The 21,634-nt window shown below is 73.3% G+C and carries 18 protein-coding genes and 1 rRNA gene; 5 read left to right on the top strand and 14 right to left on the bottom strand.

Annotated features, from left to right (window positions below):
- Positions 1 to 199: 199 nt before the first annotated feature.
- Together ACIP2X_RS29100 and ACIP2X_RS29105 are read right to left on the bottom strand one after the other, a co-directional pair.
- Positions 200 to 826 (bottom strand): NUDIX domain-containing protein, encoded by a 627-nt coding sequence (locus ACIP2X_RS29100; protein ID WP_401678244.1) that lies wholly within the window; start codon positions 824 to 826, stop codon positions 200 to 202.
- Positions 827 to 921: 95 nt separating this feature from the next.
- A complete protein-coding gene (locus ACIP2X_RS29105) occupies positions 922 to 2,571 on the bottom strand; it encodes a CTP synthase (RefSeq protein ID WP_401678247.1) in 1,650 nt (549 codons plus the stop codon).
- Between the two features lie 504 nt (positions 2,572 to 3,075).
- On the opposite strand from ACIP2X_RS29105, the gene ACIP2X_RS29110 reads away from it, so the two are divergent.
- From ACIP2X_RS29110 to ACIP2X_RS29120, 3 genes are all read left to right on the top strand, one after another.
- Positions 3,076 to 4,878, top strand: coding sequence for a glycoside hydrolase family 15 protein (locus ACIP2X_RS29110; protein ID WP_401678250.1), 1,803 nt, complete (start codon positions 3,076 to 3,078; stop codon positions 4,876 to 4,878).
- Between the two features lie 45 nt (positions 4,879 to 4,923).
- Positions 4,924 to 6,300 carry an FAD-binding oxidoreductase gene (locus tag ACIP2X_RS29115; protein WP_401678253.1) on the top strand — a complete coding sequence of 459 codons (1,377 nt, stop codon included), beginning with the start codon at positions 4,924 to 4,926 and terminating at the stop codon, positions 6,298 to 6,300.
- Between the two features lie 88 nt (positions 6,301 to 6,388).
- Positions 6,389 to 8,035 carry a PucR family transcriptional regulator gene (locus ACIP2X_RS29120; protein ID WP_401678255.1) on the top strand — a complete coding sequence of 549 codons (1,647 nt, stop codon included), beginning with the start codon at positions 6,389 to 6,391 and terminating at the stop codon, positions 8,033 to 8,035.
- A gap of 12 nt (positions 8,036 to 8,047) precedes the next feature.
- On the opposite strand, the gene ACIP2X_RS29125 is transcribed toward ACIP2X_RS29120, so the two are convergent.
- The 5 genes from ACIP2X_RS29125 to ACIP2X_RS29145 form a co-directional block, all read right to left on the bottom strand.
- Positions 8,048 to 9,184 carry a glycosyltransferase family 4 protein gene (locus ACIP2X_RS29125; protein WP_401678257.1) on the bottom strand — a complete coding sequence of 379 codons (1,137 nt, stop codon included), beginning with the start codon at positions 9,182 to 9,184 and terminating at the stop codon, positions 8,048 to 8,050.
- Between the two features lie 266 nt (positions 9,185 to 9,450).
- Positions 9,451 to 11,193: a DNA repair protein RecN gene (gene recN / locus ACIP2X_RS29130; RefSeq protein ID WP_401678260.1), complete on the bottom strand. Its 1,743-nt coding sequence runs from the start codon at positions 11,191 to 11,193 to the stop codon at positions 9,451 to 9,453.
- 143 nt (positions 11,194 to 11,336) lie between these two features.
- Positions 11,337 to 12,242 carry an NAD kinase gene (locus tag ACIP2X_RS29135; RefSeq protein ID WP_401678263.1) on the bottom strand — a complete coding sequence of 302 codons (906 nt, stop codon included), beginning with the start codon at positions 12,240 to 12,242 and terminating at the stop codon, positions 11,337 to 11,339.
- Positions 12,239 to 13,054, bottom strand: coding sequence for a TlyA family RNA methyltransferase (locus tag ACIP2X_RS29140; protein ID WP_401678266.1), 816 nt, complete (start codon positions 13,052 to 13,054; stop codon positions 12,239 to 12,241). The genes ACIP2X_RS29135 and ACIP2X_RS29140 overlap by 4 nt, the downstream gene beginning before the upstream one ends.
- 7 nt (positions 13,055 to 13,061) lie before the next feature.
- The gene (locus ACIP2X_RS29145) at positions 13,062 to 13,340 is read right to left on the bottom strand and encodes a hypothetical protein (protein ID WP_401678269.1); all 279 of its coding nucleotides are present in this window, start codon (positions 13,338 to 13,340) and stop codon (positions 13,062 to 13,064) included.
- A gap of 42 nt (positions 13,341 to 13,382) precedes the next feature.
- Between ACIP2X_RS29145 and ACIP2X_RS29150 the strand changes: the two genes are divergently transcribed.
- On the top strand, positions 13,383 to 13,730 hold the full coding sequence (locus tag ACIP2X_RS29150) for an SCP2 sterol-binding domain-containing protein (protein WP_401678272.1): 348 nt from the start codon (positions 13,383 to 13,385) through the stop codon (positions 13,728 to 13,730).
- Here ACIP2X_RS29150 and ACIP2X_RS29155 read toward each other — a convergent pair.
- The 4 genes from ACIP2X_RS29155 to ACIP2X_RS29170 form a co-directional block, all read right to left on the bottom strand.
- A complete protein-coding gene (locus ACIP2X_RS29155) occupies positions 13,714 to 14,577 on the bottom strand; it encodes an ABC transporter ATP-binding protein (protein ID WP_401678275.1) in 864 nt (287 codons plus the stop codon). The two genes, ACIP2X_RS29150 and ACIP2X_RS29155, sit on opposite strands and share 17 nt — an antisense overlap.
- The gene (locus ACIP2X_RS29160) at positions 14,574 to 15,593 is read right to left on the bottom strand and encodes a FecCD family ABC transporter permease (RefSeq protein ID WP_401678322.1); all 1,020 of its coding nucleotides are present in this window, start codon (positions 15,591 to 15,593) and stop codon (positions 14,574 to 14,576) included. The genes ACIP2X_RS29155 and ACIP2X_RS29160 overlap by 4 nt, the downstream gene beginning before the upstream one ends.
- Before the next feature lie 110 nt (positions 15,594 to 15,703).
- Positions 15,704 to 16,747: a FecCD family ABC transporter permease gene (locus ACIP2X_RS29165; protein ID WP_401678278.1), complete on the bottom strand. Its 1,044-nt coding sequence runs from the start codon at positions 16,745 to 16,747 to the stop codon at positions 15,704 to 15,706.
- Between the two features lie 81 nt (positions 16,748 to 16,828).
- Positions 16,829 to 17,857 carry an HAD-IIA family hydrolase gene (locus ACIP2X_RS29170; protein WP_401678281.1) on the bottom strand — a complete coding sequence of 343 codons (1,029 nt, stop codon included), beginning with the start codon at positions 17,855 to 17,857 and terminating at the stop codon, positions 16,829 to 16,831.
- Between the two features lie 83 nt (positions 17,858 to 17,940).
- On the opposite strand from ACIP2X_RS29170, the gene ACIP2X_RS29175 reads away from it, so the two are divergent.
- The gene (locus ACIP2X_RS29175) at positions 17,941 to 19,227 is read left to right on the top strand and encodes a DUF1015 family protein (protein WP_401678284.1); all 1,287 of its coding nucleotides are present in this window, start codon (positions 17,941 to 17,943) and stop codon (positions 19,225 to 19,227) included.
- Between the two features lie 83 nt (positions 19,228 to 19,310).
- Here ACIP2X_RS29175 and ACIP2X_RS29180 read toward each other — a convergent pair whose 3' ends face one another.
- The 3 genes from ACIP2X_RS29180 to rrf all read right to left on the bottom strand — a co-directional run.
- Positions 19,311 to 20,096, bottom strand: a complete 786-nt coding sequence (locus ACIP2X_RS29180) for a hypothetical protein (protein ID WP_401678287.1) — start codon at positions 20,094 to 20,096, stop codon at positions 19,311 to 19,313.
- Positions 20,018 to 21,445 (bottom strand): hypothetical protein, encoded by a 1,428-nt coding sequence (locus ACIP2X_RS29185; protein WP_401678290.1) that lies wholly within the window; start codon positions 21,443 to 21,445, stop codon positions 20,018 to 20,020. The genes ACIP2X_RS29180 and ACIP2X_RS29185 overlap by 79 nt, the downstream gene beginning before the upstream one ends.
- 84 nt (positions 21,446 to 21,529) lie before the next feature.
- Positions 21,530 to 21,634 (bottom strand): 5S ribosomal RNA (rrf, locus tag ACIP2X_RS29190); the annotation flags it as partial.

Genomic DNA, 21,634 nt, shown 5'->3' on the forward strand with positions numbered 1-21,634 from the left:
AACCCGGTCGAGCACGGCGGGGACGTCCCCCGATCGGATCAGGCGATCGTCACACCGGAGGACACCCCCTACGCCACGCAGCCCTGGACCGGCAAACGCCGCCGACCCGGCACACCCACCGCGAACAGACGCGCTCCGGCCGAAGGAACGCACGACTGCCCGCACGCGCAGGCGCCCTCACGCCCGGAGGGCGGTGTGGTCAGGCTTGGAAGGGGCGGGCCGGCCAGGGGGCCTGTGCGGGGCGCAGGGCGTCGAGTCCGTCGCCCCGTTCCGCGGCGACCAGCGCGAGAACGCCCACGACGAGGCAGGTGTTGTGCAGCTCACCGGCCAGGACGCCTCGTACCAGCTCCTCCACCGGAACCCGCGCGAGCTCCAGGTCGATCTCCTCGTCCTCCGCCGCGAACCGATCGCCCTCGGCGTCGGAAAGGCCACGGGCGAGGAAGACGCGCACGGCCTCGTCGCAGCCGCCGGGCGTGGTGTAGACGTCGGTCAGCACCCGCCAGTCCTCCGCCTTGACGTGCGCCTCCTCGTACAGCTCGCGCTGGGCGGCGTGCAGCGGGTTCTCCCCGGGCACGTCGAGCAGGCCCGCCGGGATCTCCCACAGCTTCTGGCGCACCGGGTGCCGGTACTGGCGCAGCACCAGCACCCGGCCGGCGTCGTCGAGGGCGAGGACCGCCACGGAGCCGGGGTGGACCTGGTAGTCGCGGTGCACGACCGTGCCGTCGGGCATGACCACGTCGTCGGTACGGACCGAGGTCTTGTTGCCCACGAAGGGGGTCCGCGTCGCCCGGACCTCCCACTCCTCGTGGGTGTCCTTGATCGTCATGCCCTGTCCTTCCCGACGTGCCACCGGCGTGCAAGTGCCACGCCGGGGTGCCCACCTTCGAGGCCCGGCACCCCGGCAACCGTACAACCGCGGTGCTACTTCGCGATCTTCCGCTCGACCGCGGCCTTGACCAGCCCGGCGAAGAGCGGGTGCGGACGCGTCGGCCGGGAGCGCAGCTCCGGGTGCGCCTGCGTGGCGACCAGGTAGGGGTGCACCTCGCGCGGGTACTCCACGTACTCGACGAGCTTGCCGTCCGGGGAGGTGCCCGAGAAGAGGATGCCGGCCTTCTTCTCCAGCTCCGAGCGGTAGGCGTTGTTCACCTCGTAGCGGTGCCGGTGCCGCTCCTCGACGTACTCCTTGCCGTCGTACACCTCACGCACGATGGAGCCCTCGGCCAGCTTCGCCGGGTACATGCCGAGGCGCATGGTGCCGCCCATGTCGCCCTCGCCCGCGACGATGTCGAGCTGCTCGGCCATCGTGGAGATGACCGGGTGGGCGGTGGCCGGGTCGAACTCGGTGGAGTTGGCGTCGGCGATGCCGGCCAGGTTGCGCGCGGCGTCGATCACGATGCACTGCAGGCCGAGGCAGAGGCCGAGCAGCGGGATCCGGTGCTCCCGGGCGTACTGGATGGCGCCGACCTTGCCGGAGACACCGCGGTCGCCGAAGCCGCCCGGGATGCAGATGGCGTCCACGTCGGACAGCTGCGCCTCGGCGCCGGACGGGGTCCGGCAGTCGTCGGACGTGACCCACTTGATCTTCACGCGGGTCTTGTTGGCGAAGCCGCCCGCACGCAGCGCCTCGGTGACCGAGAGGTAGGCGTCGGGCAGGTCGATGTACTTGCCGACCAGCGCGAGGGTGATCTCGTGGTCCGGGTTGTGGACGCGGTCCAGCAGGTCGTCCCAGGTCGTCCAGTCGACGTCCCGGAACGGCAGGTCGAGGCGGCGGACGGCGTAGGCGTCCAGGCCCTCGGAGTGCACGACCTTCGGGATGTCGTAGATCGACGGCGCGTCCGGGCAGGCCACGACGGCGGCCTCGTCGACGTCGCACATCAGCGAGATCTTGCGCTTGATCGCGGTCGGCACCTCGCGGTCGCAGCGCAGCACGATGGCGTCCGGCTGGATACCGATGTTGCGCAGGGCGGCGACCGAGTGCTGGGTGGGCTTGGTCTTCAGCTCGCCGGAGGGGCCGATGTACGGCAGCAGCGAGATGTGCACCACGAAGACGTTGTCGCGGCCGACCTCGTGGCGGACCTGGCGGACGGTCTCCAGGAACGGCAGGGACTCGATGTCGCCGACCGTGCCGCCGACCTCGGTGATGACGACGTCCACGTCGTCCGTGGCCATACGGCGGATGCGGTGCTTGATCTCGTTGGTGATGTGCGGGATGACCTGCACGGTGTCGCCCAGGTACTCGCCGCGCCGCTCCTTGGCGATGACCGTCGAGTAGACCTGGCCGGTGGTGACGTTGGCGGTGCCGTCGAGGTCGCGGTCCAGGAAGCGCTCGTAGTGGCCGATGTCCAGGTCGGTCTCGGCGCCGTCGTTGGTGACGAACACCTCACCGTGCTGGAAGGGGTTCATCGTGCCCGGGTCGACGTTGATGTACGGGTCGAGCTTCTGCATCACGACGCGCAGACCCCGGGCCTTGAGCAGCATTCCCAGGCTGGACGCGGTCAGGCCCTTGCCGAGAGAGGAGGCGACACCCCCGGTGACGAAGATGTGCTTGGTCGTCGAAGATTTGGGCGTCATGGCCAAGAGGAGGCTCCCGTGGTCTCGGTCTGGGGGTGCGGGGCGGCTGCCGTGCCGGGCTTCGCCGGGGGTGCCGTCGCTGCGGTTCGGGGGTTTCGAGCCCACCGGTCCACGGGCTACCAGGGTATCAGCGCCTCGGGGCGATGGTGTCCGGCCACGCTCCGCGCACGTCCCGCCACGTACGCGTACTGCTCACCTGTTTCTCACCCTGTGCTCACTCGTTCGGCGCATGTGGGTTGCCCGGAGCGGCACGCAGATCATCTACGTGCGTCGTATCCTGCTCGGACACTCGCTGCCGAGCCCGCCGGCAACACGGCACCACCCCCGCCCGTAAGCACCGGAAGCACAAGAGCTCGTCAGATCGTTGGGCGACGACGGTCGTTTTGCCTCCGGGCACAGCGGCGGTTTTACTTCACAGCTCGACGACGCATTACAACGACCCCTTGACCGCACATAGCGAAAGCCCCGTCATGGGGCTACGTGGCCGTTCGACTGGAGTTGCACGTGGCCGGGCGCATCGAAGATTACGCACTCATCGGAGACATGCAGACCGCTGCCCTGGTCTGCCGGGACGGCACAGTCGACTGGCTGTGCCTGCCCCGCTTCGACTCGCATGCCATCTTCGCCGGTCTGCTGGGCACGGAGGAACACGGTTTCTGGCGGATCGGCCCGGCGCACGCCGCCGACGCCGAGCCACCCACCGCCGCCCGGCGCACCTACCGCGGTGACTCGCTGATCCTGGAGTCGGAGTGGGACACCCCCCGCGGCACGGTCCGCGTGACCGACTTCATGCCCCCGCGTGACGGGGCCCCGCAGCTGATCCGGATCGTCGAGGGCGTCTCGGGCCGGGTGCCGATGCGGTCCGCGCTGCGGATGCGGTTCTCCTACGGCCGGATCGTCCCGTGGGTGCACAAGCACGACGGCCGCACGGTCGCCGTGGCGGGCCCTGACTCGGTGTGGTTCGACACCTCCGCCGAGACCTACGGCAAGGCGCTGACGACGTACGCGGACTTCACGGTCGCGCCCGGCGACCGGATCGCCTTCACCATCTCGTGGCAGGCCTCGCACCGTGAGCCGCCGCCGCTGCCGGAGCCGGAGCAGTCGCTGGAGGCCACGGAGGACTTCTGGCGCGAGTGGGTGGAGCACTGCACGTACCACGGCCCCTACCGTGAGGCGGTGGTCCGCTCGCTGATCACGCTGAAGGCGCTGACGTACGCGCCCACGGGTGGCATCGTCGCCGCGCCCACCACCTCGCTGCCCGAGGAGATCGGGGGCGTGCGCAACTGGGACTACCGCTACACCTGGCTGCGCGACGCCGCGATCACCCTGTCCTCGCTGCTGCGCACCGGTTACCGCGAGGAGGCCCGCGCCTGGCGCGAGTGGCTGCTGCGCGCGGTCGCCGGCGACCCGGAGAACCTGCAGATCATGTACGGCATCGCCGGTGAGCGCGAGCTGGGCGAGGCGGAGCTGGACTGGCTGCCCGGCTACGAGAACTCGGCACCGGTGCGGGTCGGCAACGGCGCGGCCCACCAGCTCCAGCTCGACGTGTACGGCGAGGTCACCGAGGCCCTGCACCTGGCCCACATGACCGGCCTGGCCCGCAGCGACTACGCCTCGCTGCTCCAGCTGAAGCTGATCCGCTACCTGGAGGACCACTGGCAGGAGCCGGACGAGGGCATCTGGGAGGTGCGCGGCCCGCGCCGCCACTTCGTGCACTCCAAGGTCATGGCCTGGGTCGCCGTCGACCGCACGATCAAGCTGCTGGAGTCCGGTGACGCGGACGGACCGCTGGAGCGGTGGCGCGAGCTGCGCGACGACATCCACCGGGACGTGTGCGAGAAGGGCTTCGACAAGGAGCGCAACACGTTCACGCAGTCGTACGGCTCGAAGGAGCTGGACGCGTCGCTGCTGCTGATCCCGCAGATGGGCTTCCTGCCGCCGGACGACAAGCGGGTCATCGGCACCATCGAGGCCATCCAGCGCGAACTGTCCACGGCGGACGGCTTCATCCTGCGGTACCCGACCTCCGGCGAGGACGCCGGCGTCGACGGCCTCCCCGGCGACGAGGGCGCCTTCCTCGCCTGCTCGTTCTGGATGGCCGACGACCTGGCGATGATCGGCCGCGTCGACGAGGCCCGCAAGCTGTTCGAGAGGCTCCTGTCGCTGCGCAACGACCTCGGTCTGCTCGCCGAGGAGTGGGACCCCCGCCTCCAGCGCCAGGTGGGCAACTTCCCGCAGGCCTTCAGCCATGTCCCGCTCATCGACACCGCCCTGCGGCTGACCGCCTCGGGGGCCTACGGCGGCTGAGTAGGCTGGAATCGCACCTGATCCCGTTACGGGAAGGGGGCGGCCATGTCCTCCAAGGCCCACACGGCCCTCGTCGAGCTCCGCGAGGACCTCGACGGCGAGGTGTTCGCCCCGTGGGACCCGGGCTACGACACGGCCCGCGCCGTCTTCGACGCCCGGGTCGACCGGCGCCCCGCGGTGATCGCGCGATGCGCGCACGAGGCCGACGTGGTCCGGGCGGTGCGGTTCGCCCGGGACCTCGACCTCGCCGTCGCAGTGCGCGGCGGGGGCCACGGCATCGACGGCTCGGGCACCAACGACGCCGGTCTCGTCATCGACCTGCGCCGGATGCGGGGCGTGAGCGTCGACCCCGTGTCCGAGGCGGTCCGCGTCGAGGGCGGGGCCACGACGGGCGTGCTGGACCGGGCCACCCAGCCCTACGGTCTGGCCACCACCGGCGCCCGGGACTCCGCCGCCGGCGTCGCCGGTTCCGTCCTGGGCGGCGGGAGCGGCTGGCTGGAGCGCTCCTGCGGCCTCGGCGCCGACAACCTGCTCGGCGCCGAGCTGGTCACCGCGAACGGCGACCGGATCCGCGCCTGCGCCGACGAGAACCCGGAGCTGTTCTGGGCGCTGCACGGCGGCGGCGGCAACTTCGGCGTCGTCACCGCCCTCACCCTCAAGCTGTACGAGGTGCCGGAGTTCTCCCTTGCCCTGCTGACCTACCTCCCGGAGCACGCCCGTGCGGCGGTCCGCACCTACCGGGAGGTGATCGGCTCCGGCCCGCTGGAGGCCGGTGGCGCCGTCGTCTGCCGGTCCGGCCCGCCGGACGCGTTCGCGGCGCCGTCGCTCGCCGGCCGGCCGCTGTGCAGTGTGCTGCTGACGTACGCGGGATCCGAGGAGGACCTGCGCAAGCTGGCCGAGCCGCTGCTGGCGCTGCCGCACGTCTCGGAGGCCGTCCGCGCGCTGCCGTACGCCGACGCGCAGCGCCTGTTCGACGAGCCGCCCGGCCTGCGCCACCACTGCTCGGCGGAGTGCCTGTCCGGTGCGCCGGACGGTTTCGTGGACGTCTTCTGCGCCCTTTCGGACTCGCGGCCCGCGAGGGCGGGCTGCGGGCACCTGCTGTTCCCGCTGGGCGGCGCGGTCGCGGACGCCCCGGACGACCACCCCGTGCCGTACCGCGACGCCTCCTGGGTCGCGCACCCGAGCGCCGTCTGGACGGACCCGGCGGACGACGGACGGTACGTGGACTGGGTCCGGGAAGCGGGCGCCGCCGTCCGGCCGTGGAGCACCGGGGCGGTCCACCCCGACTTCGTCGGCGACGAGGGACGGGACCGCGTACGGGCCGGGCTCGGCCCGCGGAACATGTGGCGGCTGGGAGTCGTGAAGCGGCGCTTCGACCCGGACAACGTCTTCCGCTTCAACCACAACATCAAGCCCGTGTAGGCCCGTGGGCGACGCCGGTGGCGCGGTGATCGTTTCCGTGACCGCCCGGAGATGTCGTCGCAGCGTGCGCGCGGGTAGCGTCCGCTGCATGGACAGCCGATTCGACAGCACGGGCGCCGGGATCACCGTTCAGCGGGCGCTGGAGCTGCCCGGCCTGCGCAGCGGCCTCCCGGAGGTGCTCGCCGGCGCGGAGCGGCTGCAGCGGACCGTGCGGTGGGTGCACGCGGGCGAGGTGCCGCACATCGCCTCGCTGCTGAAGGGCGGCGAACTGCTGCTGACCACCGGCTACGGCCTCGGCACCCGCCCGGCCGAGCAGCGCGCGTTCGTGCGCACCCTGGCCGAGCGCGGTATCGCCGCGCTGGTCGTCGAACTCGGCCCGCGCTTCGCACGGCTGCCCTCGGCCCTCGTGGAGACGGCCCGCACGGCCGGGCTGCCGCTGGTCCAACTGCACCGCGAGGTGGCCTTCGTGACCGTCACGGAGGAGATCCACACCGAGATCGTCAACGGGCACTACGCGCTGCTCCAGCGCGCCGAGGAGGTGCACCGCCGCTGCACGGAGGCGCTGCTGGGCGGCGGCGGCATCCCGCAGGTCCTGTGCATCCTGGCCGACTTCAGCGGCAACCCGGTCTTCCTGGAGACCACCGACGGCCGGCTCCTCTACGCCGCCGGGGCCGGACCCGAGGGGGCGGACCCGCTCCAGGTCTGGGAGGGGCTGCGCGGCCAGCACAAGGACGCCCCGCCGGCGGGGTCGGTGCTGGTGGACGTGCCGGGAGGCGGGCCGGGAAAGGGCTCGGTGCGGGCGCGGCTGGCGCTGCTGCCGGTGCGCGCGCCGCTGGCGCCGGTGCACCGCATCGCCGCGGAGCGGACCGCGGGCGTCCTGGCGGTGGTGCTGATGCAGGCCCGCCAGGAGGAGGAGCTGGCGGCGCGCGGGCGCGGCGACTTCCTGACCGACCTCGCCGAGGGCCGGATCACGGCGGAGGACGCTCCGGCGCAGGCCCGCGTCCTGGGCTTCCGGCCGGGCGGCACACCGCTGCTGCCGGTGGTGATGCGGCTGGGCGACGCGCTGTCACCGGGCGGGGGCTGGGCGGTGCTGGCGCGTGCGGTCTCGGAGGAACTGGCCTCGGTGGGCATGCCGGTCCTGCTCGGCGTGCGGCCGGTGGAGGGCCGCGTCCTGGTGCTGCTCGGCCTGCGCTCGGAGTCGGAGCGCTCGGCGGTCGCCGACCGGGTCGCGGCGGCGCTGCGGGCCGGTGTGGAGCGTGCCGGGATGCAGCGCCCGGGGGCGCAGCCGCCGGTGGTGGTCGTGGGGGTGGCCGGCGGCTGGGCGGCGGCGTCGGCGGGGCTGCGGCACGCGGCGGAGACGGCGACCGCCGCGCAGGGGCTCACGGACCGGCCCTGGTACGACGCCCGGCGCCTGGACATCGACCTGCTGCTGTGGCGGCTGCGCGACCATCCCGACCTGGCCGCCTTCGTCGAGCGGGCGATCGGGCCGGTCCGGGACCACGACAGCCGTGCCAAGCCCCCGCTCCTGCCGACCCTGGAGACGTATCTCGCGCACGCGGGACGCAAGGCCGAGACGGCCCGCGAACTGCATCTCAACCGTCAGACGCTCTACAACCGGCTGGCCCGGATCGGCGAGTTGCTGGGCACCGACCTCGACGATCCGCAGACGGTGCTGGCGTTGAGCCTCGCGCTGCGGGCCCGCCGGCACACCGGGCGCAGCGGCGGTACGAGTTAGCGGGCGGCGGGTTCAGATCAGTGGCCGGGGCTGCGTCAACTCGTCGTACACGCTGAGCACTTGGGCGACCGTCTCGTCCTCGGTCGGCCAGGTCGCCGCCTGTCGCAGGCCCTTCTCCTGGAGCAGCTCCCGCTGCTCGGGGTCGTCCAGCAACCGGACGACGGCGGCGGCGAAGGCCCGCGCGTCCTCGGCGGGGACGAGTGCGGCCGCGTCGCCGACGAGTTCGGGGACGCCGCCGACGGACGTGGCGACCAGCGGCACGCGCGCGTGCAGGGCCTCCTGCGCCAGCACGGACCGCGACTCCGCGCGGCTCGGCAGCAGCGCCAGATCGGCGGCGGCGAGCAGGTCGCGCACGTCCTCGCGCCGACCGATGAGCCGCACCGGGAGTTCCTCGTCCTCGATCCGGCGTTGCAGCGCCGCCCGCAGCGGCCCCTCCCCCGCGATGGCGACCAGCGGCACCGGGTCGAGCCGGCGCCAGGCGCGGGCGGCGTCGAGCAGCATGTCGTAGCCGCGCTGGGGGTCGAGGGAGCCGACGGCCATCAGCAAGGGCCGTCCGATGGCGCCGAGTTCGGCGCGGACCTTGGGACTCTCGAGGTCGGTCTCGTCGCTCTCGACGGGCGGGCGGCGGCCGGGCAGGGTGACGGCGGCCAGCCGCGCGTCCCGGGCGCCCGCCTTCCGCGCCCGGTCGACGAGGTCGGAGGTGGTGCCGAGCACCACGGCGGCCGCCCGCACCACCCGGCGTTCCAGCATCCGCAGGAAGTGGGCGCGTGCGCCCTCGGAGGGGGTGTGGTTGTGCCAGGTGACGATCAGCGGGGTGCTCCGCCCGGCCAGGGCGAGCACGGCACGGAAGGAGGCGTGCAGCCCGTGCGCGTGTACCAGGTCGGCGCCGGTGCAGGCGGCCCGCAGCGCCGCCACCGACCCCGGATCGCTGCTGCGGGGCACGTGGACGTGCTCGGCGCCGGCCCCGCCGAAGTCGTAGGAGCGTTCGGCCTCGACCGGGGCGCACACCGTGACCCGCACGCCCCGCGCGACGAGCCCCGCGGCCAGCGAGCGCACGTGCGCGCTGCTGCCGGCGTTGCCTCCGCCCAGCACCTGCACGGTGCGCAGCGTCGACCGGCCGTGCGGAGAGTGGCTGCTCGCGGGGGTCACGTGGCCCGGGCTCCTGGGTTCGGCGTGGGACGGTCACGGCCGTCACGACGGTCTCGGAGAAACGTACAGAAGACGCCGCGGTGGGGGTGTACCGCGTGACGTCCTCCGCGTACACGCTCAAGGATGCCAGGACGTACGGCCGTTCCGGCAACGCCGGAGATCACACGCTCCCACACGCCGGGGCAACGCGCCGCTCCGCGTCACTCTCCCGGGTGACGACCGGGGTGATCCCGTGTGACGTGACCGGCCCCGGGCGGGGGCGGACGCTAGCCGTCCGCCCGCGCCGTCGCCAGCAGTTCCTCCGCGTGCGCCCGGGCCGTCTCCGAGTCCTCCTGGCCGGCCAGCATCCGGGACAGCTCGCGGATCCGGTCCTCGCCCTCCAGCACCTTGACCCCGGACCGGGTCACCGAGCCGTCGTTCGTCTTCTCGACCAGCAACTGCCGGTCGGCGAAGGCCGCGACCTGCGGCAGGTGCGTCACCACGACCACCTGCGCGCTCTTCGCCAGCCGGGCCAGCCGCCGCCCGATCTCCACCGCGGCCTTGCCGCCCACTCCGGCGTCCACCTCGTCGAAGAGGTACGTCGGCACCGGATCCGTCCCCGCGAACACGACCTCGACGGCCAGCATCACGCGCGACAGCTCACCGCCGGAGGCGCCCTTGGCGATCGGCCGGGGCGGCGCGCCCGGGTGGGGCGCCAGCAGCAGCTCGACCTCGTCGGCGCCGGACGGCCCGTACGCCACCGGCCGGCCGCCCACCTCGACGCCCTCGGGGTCCTCGGTCTGCCGGAGCGCGAACGACACACGCGCGTGCGGCATGGCGAGCGAGGCCAGCTCCGCCGTCACGGCCGCAGCGAACCGCTCGGCCGCCTCCGTCCGCGCGTCCGTCAGGGCCTGCGCAAGTCCGCCCAGTTCGGCCCGCAGCGCGTCCCGCTCGGCGGTCAGCTCGCCGATCCGCTCGTCGTCGCCGTCGAGTTCGGTGAGCCGTGCGGCGCTCTGCTCGGCCCAGGCGAGCACGGCGCCCACGTCCTCGCCGTACTTGCGGGTCAGCGCGGTCAGCGCGGCCCGCCGTTCCTCGACCGCCGCCAGCCGCAGCGGATCGGCGTCCAGATCGTCGGCGTACCCCGCCAGCTCGCCCGCCACATCGCCCAGCAGGATGCCGATCTCCCCGATCCGGTCGGCGAGCGCGGCCAGCGCGGGGTCGTGCGACCGTACGGCCTCCAGGGCCCGGTGCGCCCCCGCGACGAGCGTCGAGGCGTCGACGCCCTCGGGGTCCTCGGGATTGCCGGCCAGTGCGCCGTGCCCGGCCGTGGCGGCGGACGCGAGCGCTTCCGCGTGCCCGAGCCGCTCGGCCTCCTCGGCCAGCTCGACGTCCTCCCCGGCCCGCGGTTCCACGGCGGCGATCTCGTCGAGCCCGTACCGCAGCATGTCGGCTTCCTGGGCCCGCTCACGCGCGCGCGTGGTGATCTCGTCGAGCTCGGTGGAGACCGCCCGCAGCCGCCGGTAGGCCCCGGAGTACTTGGCGAGCGGCCCGGCGACGGCGTCTCCGGCGTACCGGTCGAGTGCCTGCCGCTGCCGCGTGAGCTTCAGGAGCCCCTGTTGGTCGGTCTGCCCGTGCACGGCCACCAGCTCGTCCGCGAGCTCGGCCAGTACCCCCACGGGCACGGACCGCCCGCCGACGTGCGCCCGGGACCGCCCCTCGGCGGAAACGGTACGGCTGATCAGCAGGGCCCCGTCGTCGAGCTCGGCGCCCGCCTCCTCGGCGCGTACGGCGACCGAGGCGTCCGCGGGCACGGTGATCCGCCCCTCCACGACCGCCTTGTCGGCGCCGATCCGCACGAGCGCGGGGTCCGCCCTGCCTCCGAGCAGCAGCCCCAGGCTGGTGACCACCATGGTCTTGCCCGCACCGGTCTCACCGGTGACGGCGGTGAACCCCGGCGACAACTCGACGACGGCATCGTCGATGACCCCGAGCGACCGTATCCGCATCTCCTCCAACACGGACACGACCATACGAGGTCCCGCCCCGAAAGCGCGACGCCGGTCCCCCTTGTCACCCAGCCGAGTGCAGCGCACACGAAGGGGCGCGGGGAACCGCGCGATCGACCACGACGGCCCAGCAGCCGCCCCCGCACCCGGACCCGAACGGCGAACCGCTAATGCGGAGCCCCCCGCCACCCGGACACGGGCAACGCGAACTTCGCCACCAGCCGGTCCGTGAACGAGGCGTGATGCAACCGAGCCAGCCGCACCGGCACCGCCCCCCGCCGCACCTCGACCCGCGCCCCCGGCGGCAGCTCCACGGTCCGCCGCCCGTCGCACCACAGCACTCCCGGCGGAATGTGCGGCAGCACCTCCACCGCCAGCACGGAGTCCGGCGAGGTCACCAACGGCTTGGCGAACAGCGCGTGGGCGGAGATCGGCACCATCAGCAGCGCCTCCACCTCGGGCCACACCACCGGCCCGCCGGCGGAGAACGCGTACGCCGTCGACCCGGTCGGCGTCGACAGCACGATCCCGTCGCACCCGAACCCGGTCACCGGCCGCCCGTCGATCTCCAGGACGACCTCCAGCAGCTTCTCGGCGCCCGCCTTCTGCACCGCCGCCTCGTTCAGCGCCCAGTCGGTGTGCACGATGTCGCCGTTGCTGTGCACGACGACGTCGACCGTCATCCGCTCCTCGACCTCGTACGCCCGGGTCACCACGCGGTCGACGACCTTGTCGAGGTCGTCGCGCTCGGCCTCGGCGAGGAACCCGACCCGCCCGAGGTTGACGCCGAGCATCGGCACCCCGGACGCCCGCGCGAACTCCGCGCCCCGCAGCAACGTCCCGTCACCGCCGAGCACGATCAGCAGCTCGCACCCGTCGAGGCACTGCGGGGTCGCCTCCTTGACCAGCTGCACCTCGCCGGGCAGCGGCAGGTCGGGCGCCTCCGCCTCCAGCACCCGCACGCCGATCCCGGACCGCAGCAGTCCCTTGACCACCAGCTCGGCGCTGCGCACGGCGGCGGGCCGTCCGGTGTGGGCGAGCAGGAAAACAGTACGAGCTCGGTTCGCTGTCAACGCGGCCCCTCCGCAACTGCACGGTCGACGTCGGCCGGGTCCAGTCGGGGAGCCCCGGCCCGAAGCCACAGAAAGTACTCGACATTGCCCGAGGGCCCGGGCAACGGGCTGGCCGTCACGCCCTTCACCCCGAGCCCCAGTTCCCCGGCGCGCCCGGCCACCGCGCACACGGCCTCGGCCCGCAGCTGCGGGCTGCGCACCACTCCCCCGCTGCCCAGCCGTTCCTTGCCCACCTCGAACTGCGGCTTGACCATCATCACCAGATCGGCGTCCGGTCGCGCACAGCGCACGAGGGCGGGCAGGACCAGCCCGAGCGGGATGAAGGACAGATCCCCCACGACAAGATCCACAGGCTCCCCATCGATCGCTTCAAGCGTCAACTCCCGTACGTTCGTACGGTCCTTGACGGTGACGCGTTCATCGCTCCGCAGGGTCCAGGCGAGTTGGCCGTATCCCACGTCGACGGCGACGACATGGGCGGCTCCCGACCGCAGCAGCACGTCGGTGAAGCCGCCGGTCGAGGCCCCGGCGTCCAGCGCCCGCCGGCCCTCGACGGCCAGCCCCTGCGGCACGAAGACCTCCAGGGCGCCGGCGAGCTTGTGCCCGCCGCGCGAGACGTACTCGGGATCGCCCTCGTCCGCCGTGACGACGATCGGCGCCGCGGTCTCCACCTGGGTGGCCGGCTTGGTCGCGACCGTCCTGCCGACGCTGACGCGTCCGGCGGCGATCAGCTGGCTGGCGTGCTCGCGCGAGCGCGCGAGCTTGCGGCGGACCAGCTCCGCGTCGAGACGGCGGCGTGCGACTCCTGCCACGTTCGGTTCAGCTCCCCTGTCGGTGCGGCGAAGGGGGCGCCGGAGGTCCCGGTCGGGCGTCGAGCGCGGTGAGCGCGTCGCGCAGCCCCCGGTGTACATCCTCGTACACCTCGACGTGTCCGTCGGTGTCCAGGTGGTCTGCGTCGGCCAGCCGCTCCAGCCGGGCGTCCACCTCCGCGTCACCCGTGGGGATGCGGGGCACGCCGAGCGGGGCCGGTGCGGCGGGGTCGTGATCGGGCGGCGCGGCCTGCTGGGGGGCCTGCGCCGGGGGAACCGCGTCGTTCATGCCCCGACGCTACCTCGTGAGCCTGCGGTACCGTCGACCGCGATGGCAACGATCGAGGAGTGCCGCGCCGCGCTCGAACAGTTCTCCCGGAACCTGCGGGACGCCGACGGCGACGCCCGTGCGGCCGCCGCCATGGACCGCTCCGTGAGCTGCCACGTCACCGATCTGGACGTCACCTTCGCGGGCCGCCTCCAGGACGGCCGGATCACGGTGCACGAGACGCTCCAGGGGCCGCCGCGCGAGAAGGCGGAGCTCCGGCTCGCGCTGACCGGCGACGACCTGCTGGCCCTCGTGGCCGGCGATCTGCACTTCGCCAAGGCCTGGGGGTCGGGGCGGGTGAAGCTGGAGGCGGGGCTGCGGGACCTGTTCCGCCTCAGGAAACTTCTGTAGCGGCGACCTTCCGGGCGTCCGCCCGCGCCCTGCGCGCCGCCGGCACCACCAGGGGCGTCCCCGTCTCCGGGTCCTCGACGACCTGGCAGCGCAGTCCGAAGACCTCCTCCACCAGCTCGGCGGTGACGATCTCGCCCGGGGCCCCCTCGGCGATCACCGAGCCGTCGCGCAGCGCGATGAGATGCGTGGCGTAGCGCGCGGCGTGGTTGAGGTCGTGCAGGACGGCGACGAGCGTCCGCCCCTGCTCCTCGTGCAGCTCCGCGCACAGGTCCAGCACGTCGATCTGGTGCTGGATGTCCAGGAACGTCGTGGGCTCGTCGAGCAGCAGCAACGGTGTCTGCTGCGCCAGCGCCATCGCGATCCACACCCGCTGCCGCTGGCCTCCGGACAGCTCGTCGACATAGCGGTCGGCGAGTTCGGCGACGCCGGTCTGCGCCATGGACTCGCGCACGACCCGCTCGTCCTCGGCCGACCACTGCCGCAGGATCCCCTGGTGCGGATACCGTCCGCGGCCCACCAGGTCGCCGACGGTGATCCCGTCGGGCGCGATCGAGGACTGGGGCAGCAGGCCGAGGGTGCGGGCGACCTTCTTGGCCGGCATCGACTGGATGACCTGCCCGTCCAGCAGCACCCGGCCCTCGTTCGGCCTGAGCATCCGTGACAGCGCGCGCAGCAGCGTCGACTTGCCGCAGGCGTTCGGGCCGACGATCACGGTGAACGAGTTGTCGGGTATCTCCACCGACAGCCGCTCGGCGATGACGCGCTGGTCGTAGGCGAGGGTGACGTTCTCGGCGGACAGGCGGTTCACGGTGCTCCTTTGGATGTTCCGGTGGGCGGCGGCGCTCATATCCGCCCCGCCCTGCGCTCGGCGACCAGCAGCCACAGCAGGTAGGCCCCGCCGAGCACACCGGTGACCACCCCCACCGGCAGCTGGTCGGCACCGAAGACGCGCTGCGAGACCCAGTCGGCGGTGACCAGCAGGGCCGCGCCCATGCACAGCGACGGCAGCAGGTTGGGGCCGGGCGAGCGGGTCAGCCGGCGGGCCAGCTGCGGGGCGGTGAGCGCCACGAAACTGACGGGACCGGCGGCGGCGGTGGCGGCGGCGGTCAGCAGCACCGCGGACACCAGCAGCACCAGCCGTACCCGCTCGACCCGCACCCCCAGGGAGTACGACACGTCGTCGCCCATCTCCAGCATCCGCAGCCCGCGCGCGTTGGCCAGGACGAGCGGCACGAGGACGGCGCACAGCGCGAGCAGCGGCCAGACCTGCGCCCAGTCACGGCCGCTGAGCGAGCCGGTCATCCAGACGACGGCCCGGGCCGCGTCGACGAGGTCGGCCTTGGTCAGCAGATAGCCGTTGACGGCGGTGACGACGGCGGAGACACCGATGCCGACCAGCACCAGCCGGTATCCGTGGACACCTTGCTTCCAGGCCAGCACGTAGATGGCGAGCCCCGTGCCCAGGCCGCCCACCAGCGCGCCGAGGGTGACGGCGCCCGCGTCGCCGGAGAACAGCACGATCACCACGAGCGCGCCGGCGGTCGCGCCCTGCCCGAGGCCCAGCACGTCCGGACTGCCCAGCGGGTTGCGGGAGATGGACTGGAACAGGGCGCCGCCGAGCCCCAGCGAGGCGCCGACCAGCAGCCCCACCAGGACCCGCGGCAGCCGCAGCTCCGTGACGATGAACTCCTGCCCGGGGTCCCCTTCGCCGAACAGCGTCCGCAGCACGTCGCCCGCGGGGATCGGGAAGTCGCCGGTGCCGATCAGCACCACGCTCGCGGCGAGCGCGGCGAGCAGCAGCAGGACGACGACGGTCAGGGCCCGGACGTCCAGGCGGACGGAGAGCCCGCCCGGCGTCCGCACGGCGCGGTTGGCGAGGTCGGTGCGGCTGGTGCGGCTGGTGCGATCGGCGCGGTCGGCGCGGTCGGTGGTCACGGCCGCCGGGCCGTCGGCTCGCCGGGCACGGTTGGTGGTCACAGCTGGGCCGTCCTCCGCCGTCGTACGAGAAAGATGAAGACCGGGCCGCCGAGGATCGCCGTCACGATGCCGACCTGGAGCTCCGCGGGCCGCGCGACGATCCGGCCGAGCACGTCGGCGCCGAGCAGCAGCACCGGCGACAGCACGGCCGCGTACGGCAGGATCCAGCGCAGGTCGGGCCCGGTGAAGGACCGCACGACGTGCGGCACCATCAGCCCGACGAACACGATCGGCCCACAGGCGGCGGTCGCCGCCCCGCACAGCACGGTGGCGGCCAGCATGGACAGCGCCCGGGTGCGGTTGAGGTGGGCGCCCAGGGCCTTGGCGGTGTCGTCGCCCATGGCCATCGCGTTCAGCGGGCGGGCCAGCGCGAGCGCGAGGAGCGAGCCGGCCACCAGGAACGGCAGCACCTGGGTGATGGTGCGGTCGGTCGCCGCGCTCAGCGAACCGACCGTCCAGAAGCGCATCCGGTCCAGTGCCGCGTCGTCCAGGATCATCAGGGCCTGGAGATAGCCGTAGAGCGCGGCGCTGATCGCCGTACCGGCGAGGGCGAGCCGTACCGGCGTCGCGCCCCGGCTGCCGCCGAGGAACCACACGAGCGCGCCGACCGCGGCGGCGCCGAAGAACGCGAACCACACGTAGCCGCTGACGCCGGTGACGCCGAAGAAGGTGATGGCGGTGACGACCGCCGCGGACGCGCCCGCGTTGATGCCGAGCAGCCCGGGGTCCGCCAGCGGGTTGCGGGTGAGCGCCTGGAGCACGGCTCCGGACAGGCCGAGCGCGGCGCCGGCGAGCAGCCCGAGCAGGGTCCGGGACAGACGCTCGCCGACCACGACGTCGCTGTACGTGCCCGATTCCTGGAACAGGCCGTGCCAGACCTCCCCGAGGGACAGCTCCTTCGCGCCGACGGCGATACTCGTCAACGCGACCAGCACCATGAGCGACACGGCGAGGAGCAGACCAAAGGCGCGTATCGCCCGACGGGTCGGGGGCGCGGGGACCGCGCCCGCGCGCTCTTCTGGGGGACTCTCGACCAACACGCAGTTAGGTTAGCCTACCCTCGCATCGGATCAAGATCCTGCTCCGCGGCCACGGCCCCACCCTCCGGCCGGGCGCCACCGCTACAGCGCCAGCCGCGTCAGCGCCTTCCCGCCGTCCAGCTCGCAAACCCCTTCTCCGGCCGCCGTCCAGGCAGCCGCGCACAAGGCCCGCAACCCGTCCAGGGCGTCGCCCTCGCCGTCCAGTTCCAGCCGCTCCTCCCCGGCCGTCGCCGTCCAGCCGCCGCAACGGAAGCCCGCACCGGCCTCGACGACCTCCGGCTGACCCGTGAGCATCCCCCGCAGATCCGCGTCCACATACGTCGGCCGGTGCCGCGGCGGCGCCGCCAGCAACTGGGGTCCGTCGGTCACTCCGGTCAGCACCAGGAGCGAATCGACTCCGCCGTTGAACGCGCCCTCGATGTCCGTGTCCAGCCGGTCGCCCACCACCAGCGGCCGCTCCGCGCCCGTCCGCAGGATCGTCTCCCGGTGCATCGGCGGCAACGGCTTGCCCGCCACCCGCGGCTCGGCGCCGGTCGCGATCCGCACCACCTCCACCGCCGCCCCGTTGCCCGGCGCGATACCGCGCGCGCTGGGAATCGTCAGATCCGTGTTGGACGCGAACCAGGGCACCCCGCGCGCGATCGCGTAACACGCCTCGGCGAACCGCGCCCACCGCAACTCCGGCCCGCCGTACCCCTGTACGACCGCCGCCGGGTCGTCTTCCGCGGACTCCACCGGCTCGAGCCCCCGCTCCCGCAGCGCGACCCGCAGCCCCTCACCGCCCACGACCAGCACCCGCGCCCCCGCGGGCACCTCCTCGGCGATCAGCCGCGCGACCGCCTGCGCCGAGGTGATGACGTCATCTGCCCGCGCCGGTATCCCCAGCTCCGTCAGGTGCGCGGCCACGGCGTCCGGAGTCCGCAACGCGTTGTTCGTGACGTACGCCAGGTGCATGCCGCCCGCGCGGGCGGTGCCCAGCGAGTCGACCGCGTGCGCGATCGCCTCCCCGCCCGCGTACACCACCCCGTCGAGGTCGAGCAGCGCCGTGTCGTACGCCTCGCTCAGCGCCCGCCCACTGGCGTCGGGCCTGGTCCTGACCTGCTGGCTCATTTGGCACCGCTCCTCGGTCCACCGGCTTTCCCCCCGATCATGCCCCATGCCACCGACAGGCGCGGCGCACGTACGATGCCGAGATGAACACAGCAGGTCACCCGGAAGCAACGAGGCGCCGAGGCCTGGAACTCACCCCGTTCCGAGGCCTTCGCTACGACCCCGACCGGGTCGGCAGCCTGGCGGCCGTGACGTCCCCTCCGTACGACGTCGTCGTACGGCCCGACGGCGTGCACCACCTGCAGTCCGCGGACCCGCACAACATCGTCCGGCTGATCCTCCCCGAGGCCGCCACGCCCACCGCGCGCAACGCCCAGGCCGCCGACACGCTGCACGACTGGCTCACCGAGGGCGTGCTGGCCGCCGACGCCGAACCCGGCCTGTACGTCTACGAGCAGCGCCACGGCGACGGCATGCTCCAGCGCGGCATCATCGGCGCCCTGCGGGTCTCGGATCCCTCCGACGGCGTGGTCCTGCCGCACGAGGACGTCATGCCGCACATCGTCGCCGACCGCGCCGGCCTGATGCGGGCCACCTCCGCGAACCTCGAACCCCTGCTGCTGACCTACCGCGGCGACGGCCATGCCTGTGCCGAGGTCGTGGAACGCACCGCCGAGAAGCCGCCGCTGCTCGCCACCACCACCGAGGACGGCTACCGCCACCGCCTGTGGTCCGTCACCGACCCGGACGACGTGGCCCGCGTCCAGTCCGGCCTGGCCCACCAGGTGGCCCTCATCGCCGACGGCCACCACCGCTGGGCGACCTACCGCCGGCTGCGCGCCGAGCACCCCTCTCCCAGCCCCTGGGACTACGGCCTGGTCCTCCTCGTCGACACCGCGCGCTACCCCCTGCGGGTCCGCGCCATCCACCGCCTCCTGCACGGCCTCGCGGTGCCCGACGCGCTGAGCGCGCTCGACGGCCGCTTCCGCGTACGCCGCCTGGACGCCCCGCTCCCCGAGGCCCTCACGGCCCTCGCCGAGGCCGCGGCCGCCGGCAACGCCTTCCTGCTCGCCGGTGACGGCGGGTTCCACCTGGTCGACCGTCCCGACCCCGACCTGCTGGCCCGCACGGTCCCCACCGACCGCCCCGAGGCATGGCGCACCCTCGACGCCACGGTCCTGCACGCCACCCTGCTCGACCACGTCTGGCACGTGCCCGAGGACTCCCCCGCCCACATCGCCTACATCCACGACGCGGCGGCCACGGTCCGCAAGGCGGAACGGCAGGGCGGTACGGCGGTCCTGCTGCACCCGGTCCACGAGGACGTCGTCCGCGACCTCGCCCGCCAAGGCGTCACCATGCCCCGCAAGTCGACGTCGTTCGGGCCCAAGCCGGCCTCGGGGCTGGTGCTCCGCGCGCTGGACCTCTGACGCACAAGGTCACGCGGACAGGAACACGAAGTGGGCGGGACCCTTGATCTCAGGTCCCGCCCACCACTGGTCACTCCCGGACGTCAGTTCCGGTCGTCGTCCTCGTCGTCCTCGTCGTCCTCGTCGAACTCGTCGAACTCGTCGATGCCGTCGATCTCGTCGTCCTCGTGGGCCTTCGAGTCGGCCTTGGGCTCGGCGACGTGGGTCGCCACGACGGCGTCGTCCGCCCGGGTCTCGTCGAGGGCGTCGACGAACTCCACGCCGTCCAGCTCGGCCAGCCGGTCCGAGGCGTCCGTGCTGCCGTCCCGGTCGGCCTCCACGGCCTTGGCGAACCACTCGCGGGCCTCACCGTCCCGCCCGGCCGCGAGCAGCGCGTCGGCGTACGCGTAGCGCAGCCGCGCGGTCCACGGCTGGACCGAACTGGAGGCCAGCTCCGGGCTCTGCAGCGTCACGATGGCCGCGTCCAGCTGCTCCATGTCACGCCGGGCGCCTGCCGCGACGAGCCGCATCTCCACCTGACCGGCCTTGTCGAGCTTCTGGACCTCCGGTGCCCCGGCCATGTCCAGCGCCTTCTCGGGCCGCCCGAGTCCCCGCTCGCAGTCCGCCATGACGGGCCACAGTTCCACGCCGCCGGTCATCCGACGCGCCGCACGGAACTCGGCGAGCGCCTCCGCGTACTTCTGGTTCGCGTAGGCCGCGAACCCGGCCGCCTCGCGCACGGCGGCGACCCGCGACGCCAGCCGCAGCGCCACCCGGGAGTAGCCGTAGGCGCCCTCGGGGTCCTCGTCGATCAGGCGCGCGACCATGACGAGGTTCTTGGCCACGTCCTCCGCGAGCGTCTTCGGCAGGCTCTGCAGCTCCTGCCGCACGTCCTTGTCGATCTCGTCGCCGGTGACGTCCTCCGGAATCGGCAGCCGCTTGATCGGCTCACGGTCGCGCTCCCGCTCCTCGCGGAAACGGCCGCCGCCGGCGCCGCGCCGGTCGTCGCGTCCACGGTAGCCACCGTCGCGGCCGCCACGGTCGTCCCGACGCGGACCGCGGTCGTCCCGGCCCCGGAACCCGCCACGCTCACCCCGGTCGTCCCGCCGCACGAAGCCACCACGGTCCCCGCGATCGTCCCGCCGGAAGCCCCGGTCGCGGTCGTCCCGGCGGTCGTCACGCCGGTCGTCCCTACGGACATAGGCGCCACGGTCCCCGTCACGCCGGTCGTCGCGCCGGTCATCACGGCGGAAACCACCGCGGTCGTCGCCGCGGAAGCCACCACGGTCGTCGCGGCGGTAACCGCCCCGGTCGTCACCGCGCTGGTCGTCGCGACGGAATCCACCACGGTCATCACCACGACGGTCGTCCCGGCGGTCGTCGCGACGGAACCCGCCGCGGTCATCACCACGACGGTCGTCACGACGGAACCCACCACGGTCGTCACCACGACGCTCGTCACGGCGGTCATCCCGACGGAACCCACCACGGTCATCACCACGACGGTCATCCCGACGGTCGTCGCGACGGAACCCACCACGGTCGTCACCACGGCGGTCATCTCGACGGAACCCACCGCGGTCGTCACCACGGCGCTCGTCACGGCGGTCGTCACGGCGGAAGCCACCGCGGTCGTCACCACGACGATCATCGCGGCGGTCGTCACGGCGGAAGCCACCGCGGTCGTCACCACGGCGGTCGTCGCGGCGGTAACCGCCACGGTCGTCACCGCGCTGGTCGTCACGGCGGAAGCCACCCCGGTCATCGCCACGGCGGTCGTCACGACGGAACCCACCACGGTCGTCACCACGACGGTCGTCCCGGCGGTCATCACGGCGGAAGCCACCACGGTCATCACCGCGACGGTCGTCGCGACGGAACCCGCCACGGTCATCCCCACGGCGGTCGTCACGCCGGTCCCCGCGGTCGTCACGGCGGAAGGCGGGGCGGTCGCCGCGGTCGTCCCTGCGGAACCCGCCGCCGGGCCGGCCACCATCCCGTCCCTCGCGGTCGTCGCGACGCGGCCCACGATCACGGTCGTCGCGCTGAAACGACGGCCGCGACCCGCGCTCGCCGTCCCGACGGCCGGAGCCACCACGGCTGTTGTCACGCCGGAAGCCGCCGCGTTCGCCGCGTTCCCCACCGTCCCGTCGCCGCTGGTCGCGCTCCGGTCGGTCCTCGGGAGAGTTGGTGGACATCGGTGACTCCTGTCTTTGCTACCGCAGTCATTCTCGCGCACCCGGCAACCCGGCGCGCTCCGTAAAAACAAAAAAGGACCTCTGGTCCCAGCTGAACGCTGGGACCAGAGGTCCTTCCAAAGATTGTTCGGCGGCGTCCTACTCTCCCACAGGGTCCCCCCTGCAGTACCATCGGCGCTGAAAGGCTTAGCTTCCGGGTTCGGAATGTAACCGGGCGTTTCCCTCACGCT

The sequence above is a fragment of the Streptomyces sp. NPDC089424 genome (genome assembly GCF_044749345.1).
Lineage (GTDB): Bacteria > Actinomycetota > Actinomycetes > Streptomycetales > Streptomycetaceae > Streptomyces.

Coding starts and splice junctions, on each gene's coding strand:
- ACIP2X_RS29100 (WP_401678244.1), bottom strand. CDS start 826: ATGACGATCAAGGACACCCACGAGGAGTGGGAGGTCCGGGCGACGCGG.
- ACIP2X_RS29105 (WP_401678247.1), bottom strand. CDS start 2,571: ATGACGCCCAAATCTTCGACGACCAAGCACATCTTCGTCACCGGGGGT.
- ACIP2X_RS29115 (WP_401678253.1), top strand. CDS start 4,924: ATGTCCTCCAAGGCCCACACGGCCCTCGTCGAGCTCCGCGAGGACCTC.
- ACIP2X_RS29120 (WP_401678255.1), top strand. CDS start 6,389: ATGGACAGCCGATTCGACAGCACGGGCGCCGGGATCACCGTTCAGCGG.
- recN (WP_401678260.1), bottom strand. CDS start 11,193: ATGGTCGTGTCCGTGTTGGAGGAGATGCGGATACGGTCGCTCGGGGTC.
- ACIP2X_RS29145 (WP_401678269.1), bottom strand. CDS start 13,340: ATGAACGACGCGGTTCCCCCGGCGCAGGCCCCCCAGCAGGCCGCGCCG.
- ACIP2X_RS29150 (WP_401678272.1), top strand. CDS start 13,383: ATGGCAACGATCGAGGAGTGCCGCGCCGCGCTCGAACAGTTCTCCCGG.
- ACIP2X_RS29155 (WP_401678275.1), bottom strand. CDS start 14,577: ATGAGCGCCGCCGCCCACCGGAACATCCAAAGGAGCACCGTGAACCGC.
- ACIP2X_RS29170 (WP_401678281.1), bottom strand. CDS start 17,857: ATGAGCCAGCAGGTCAGGACCAGGCCCGACGCCAGTGGGCGGGCGCTG.
- ACIP2X_RS29175 (WP_401678284.1), top strand. CDS start 17,941: ATGAACACAGCAGGTCACCCGGAAGCAACGAGGCGCCGAGGCCTGGAA.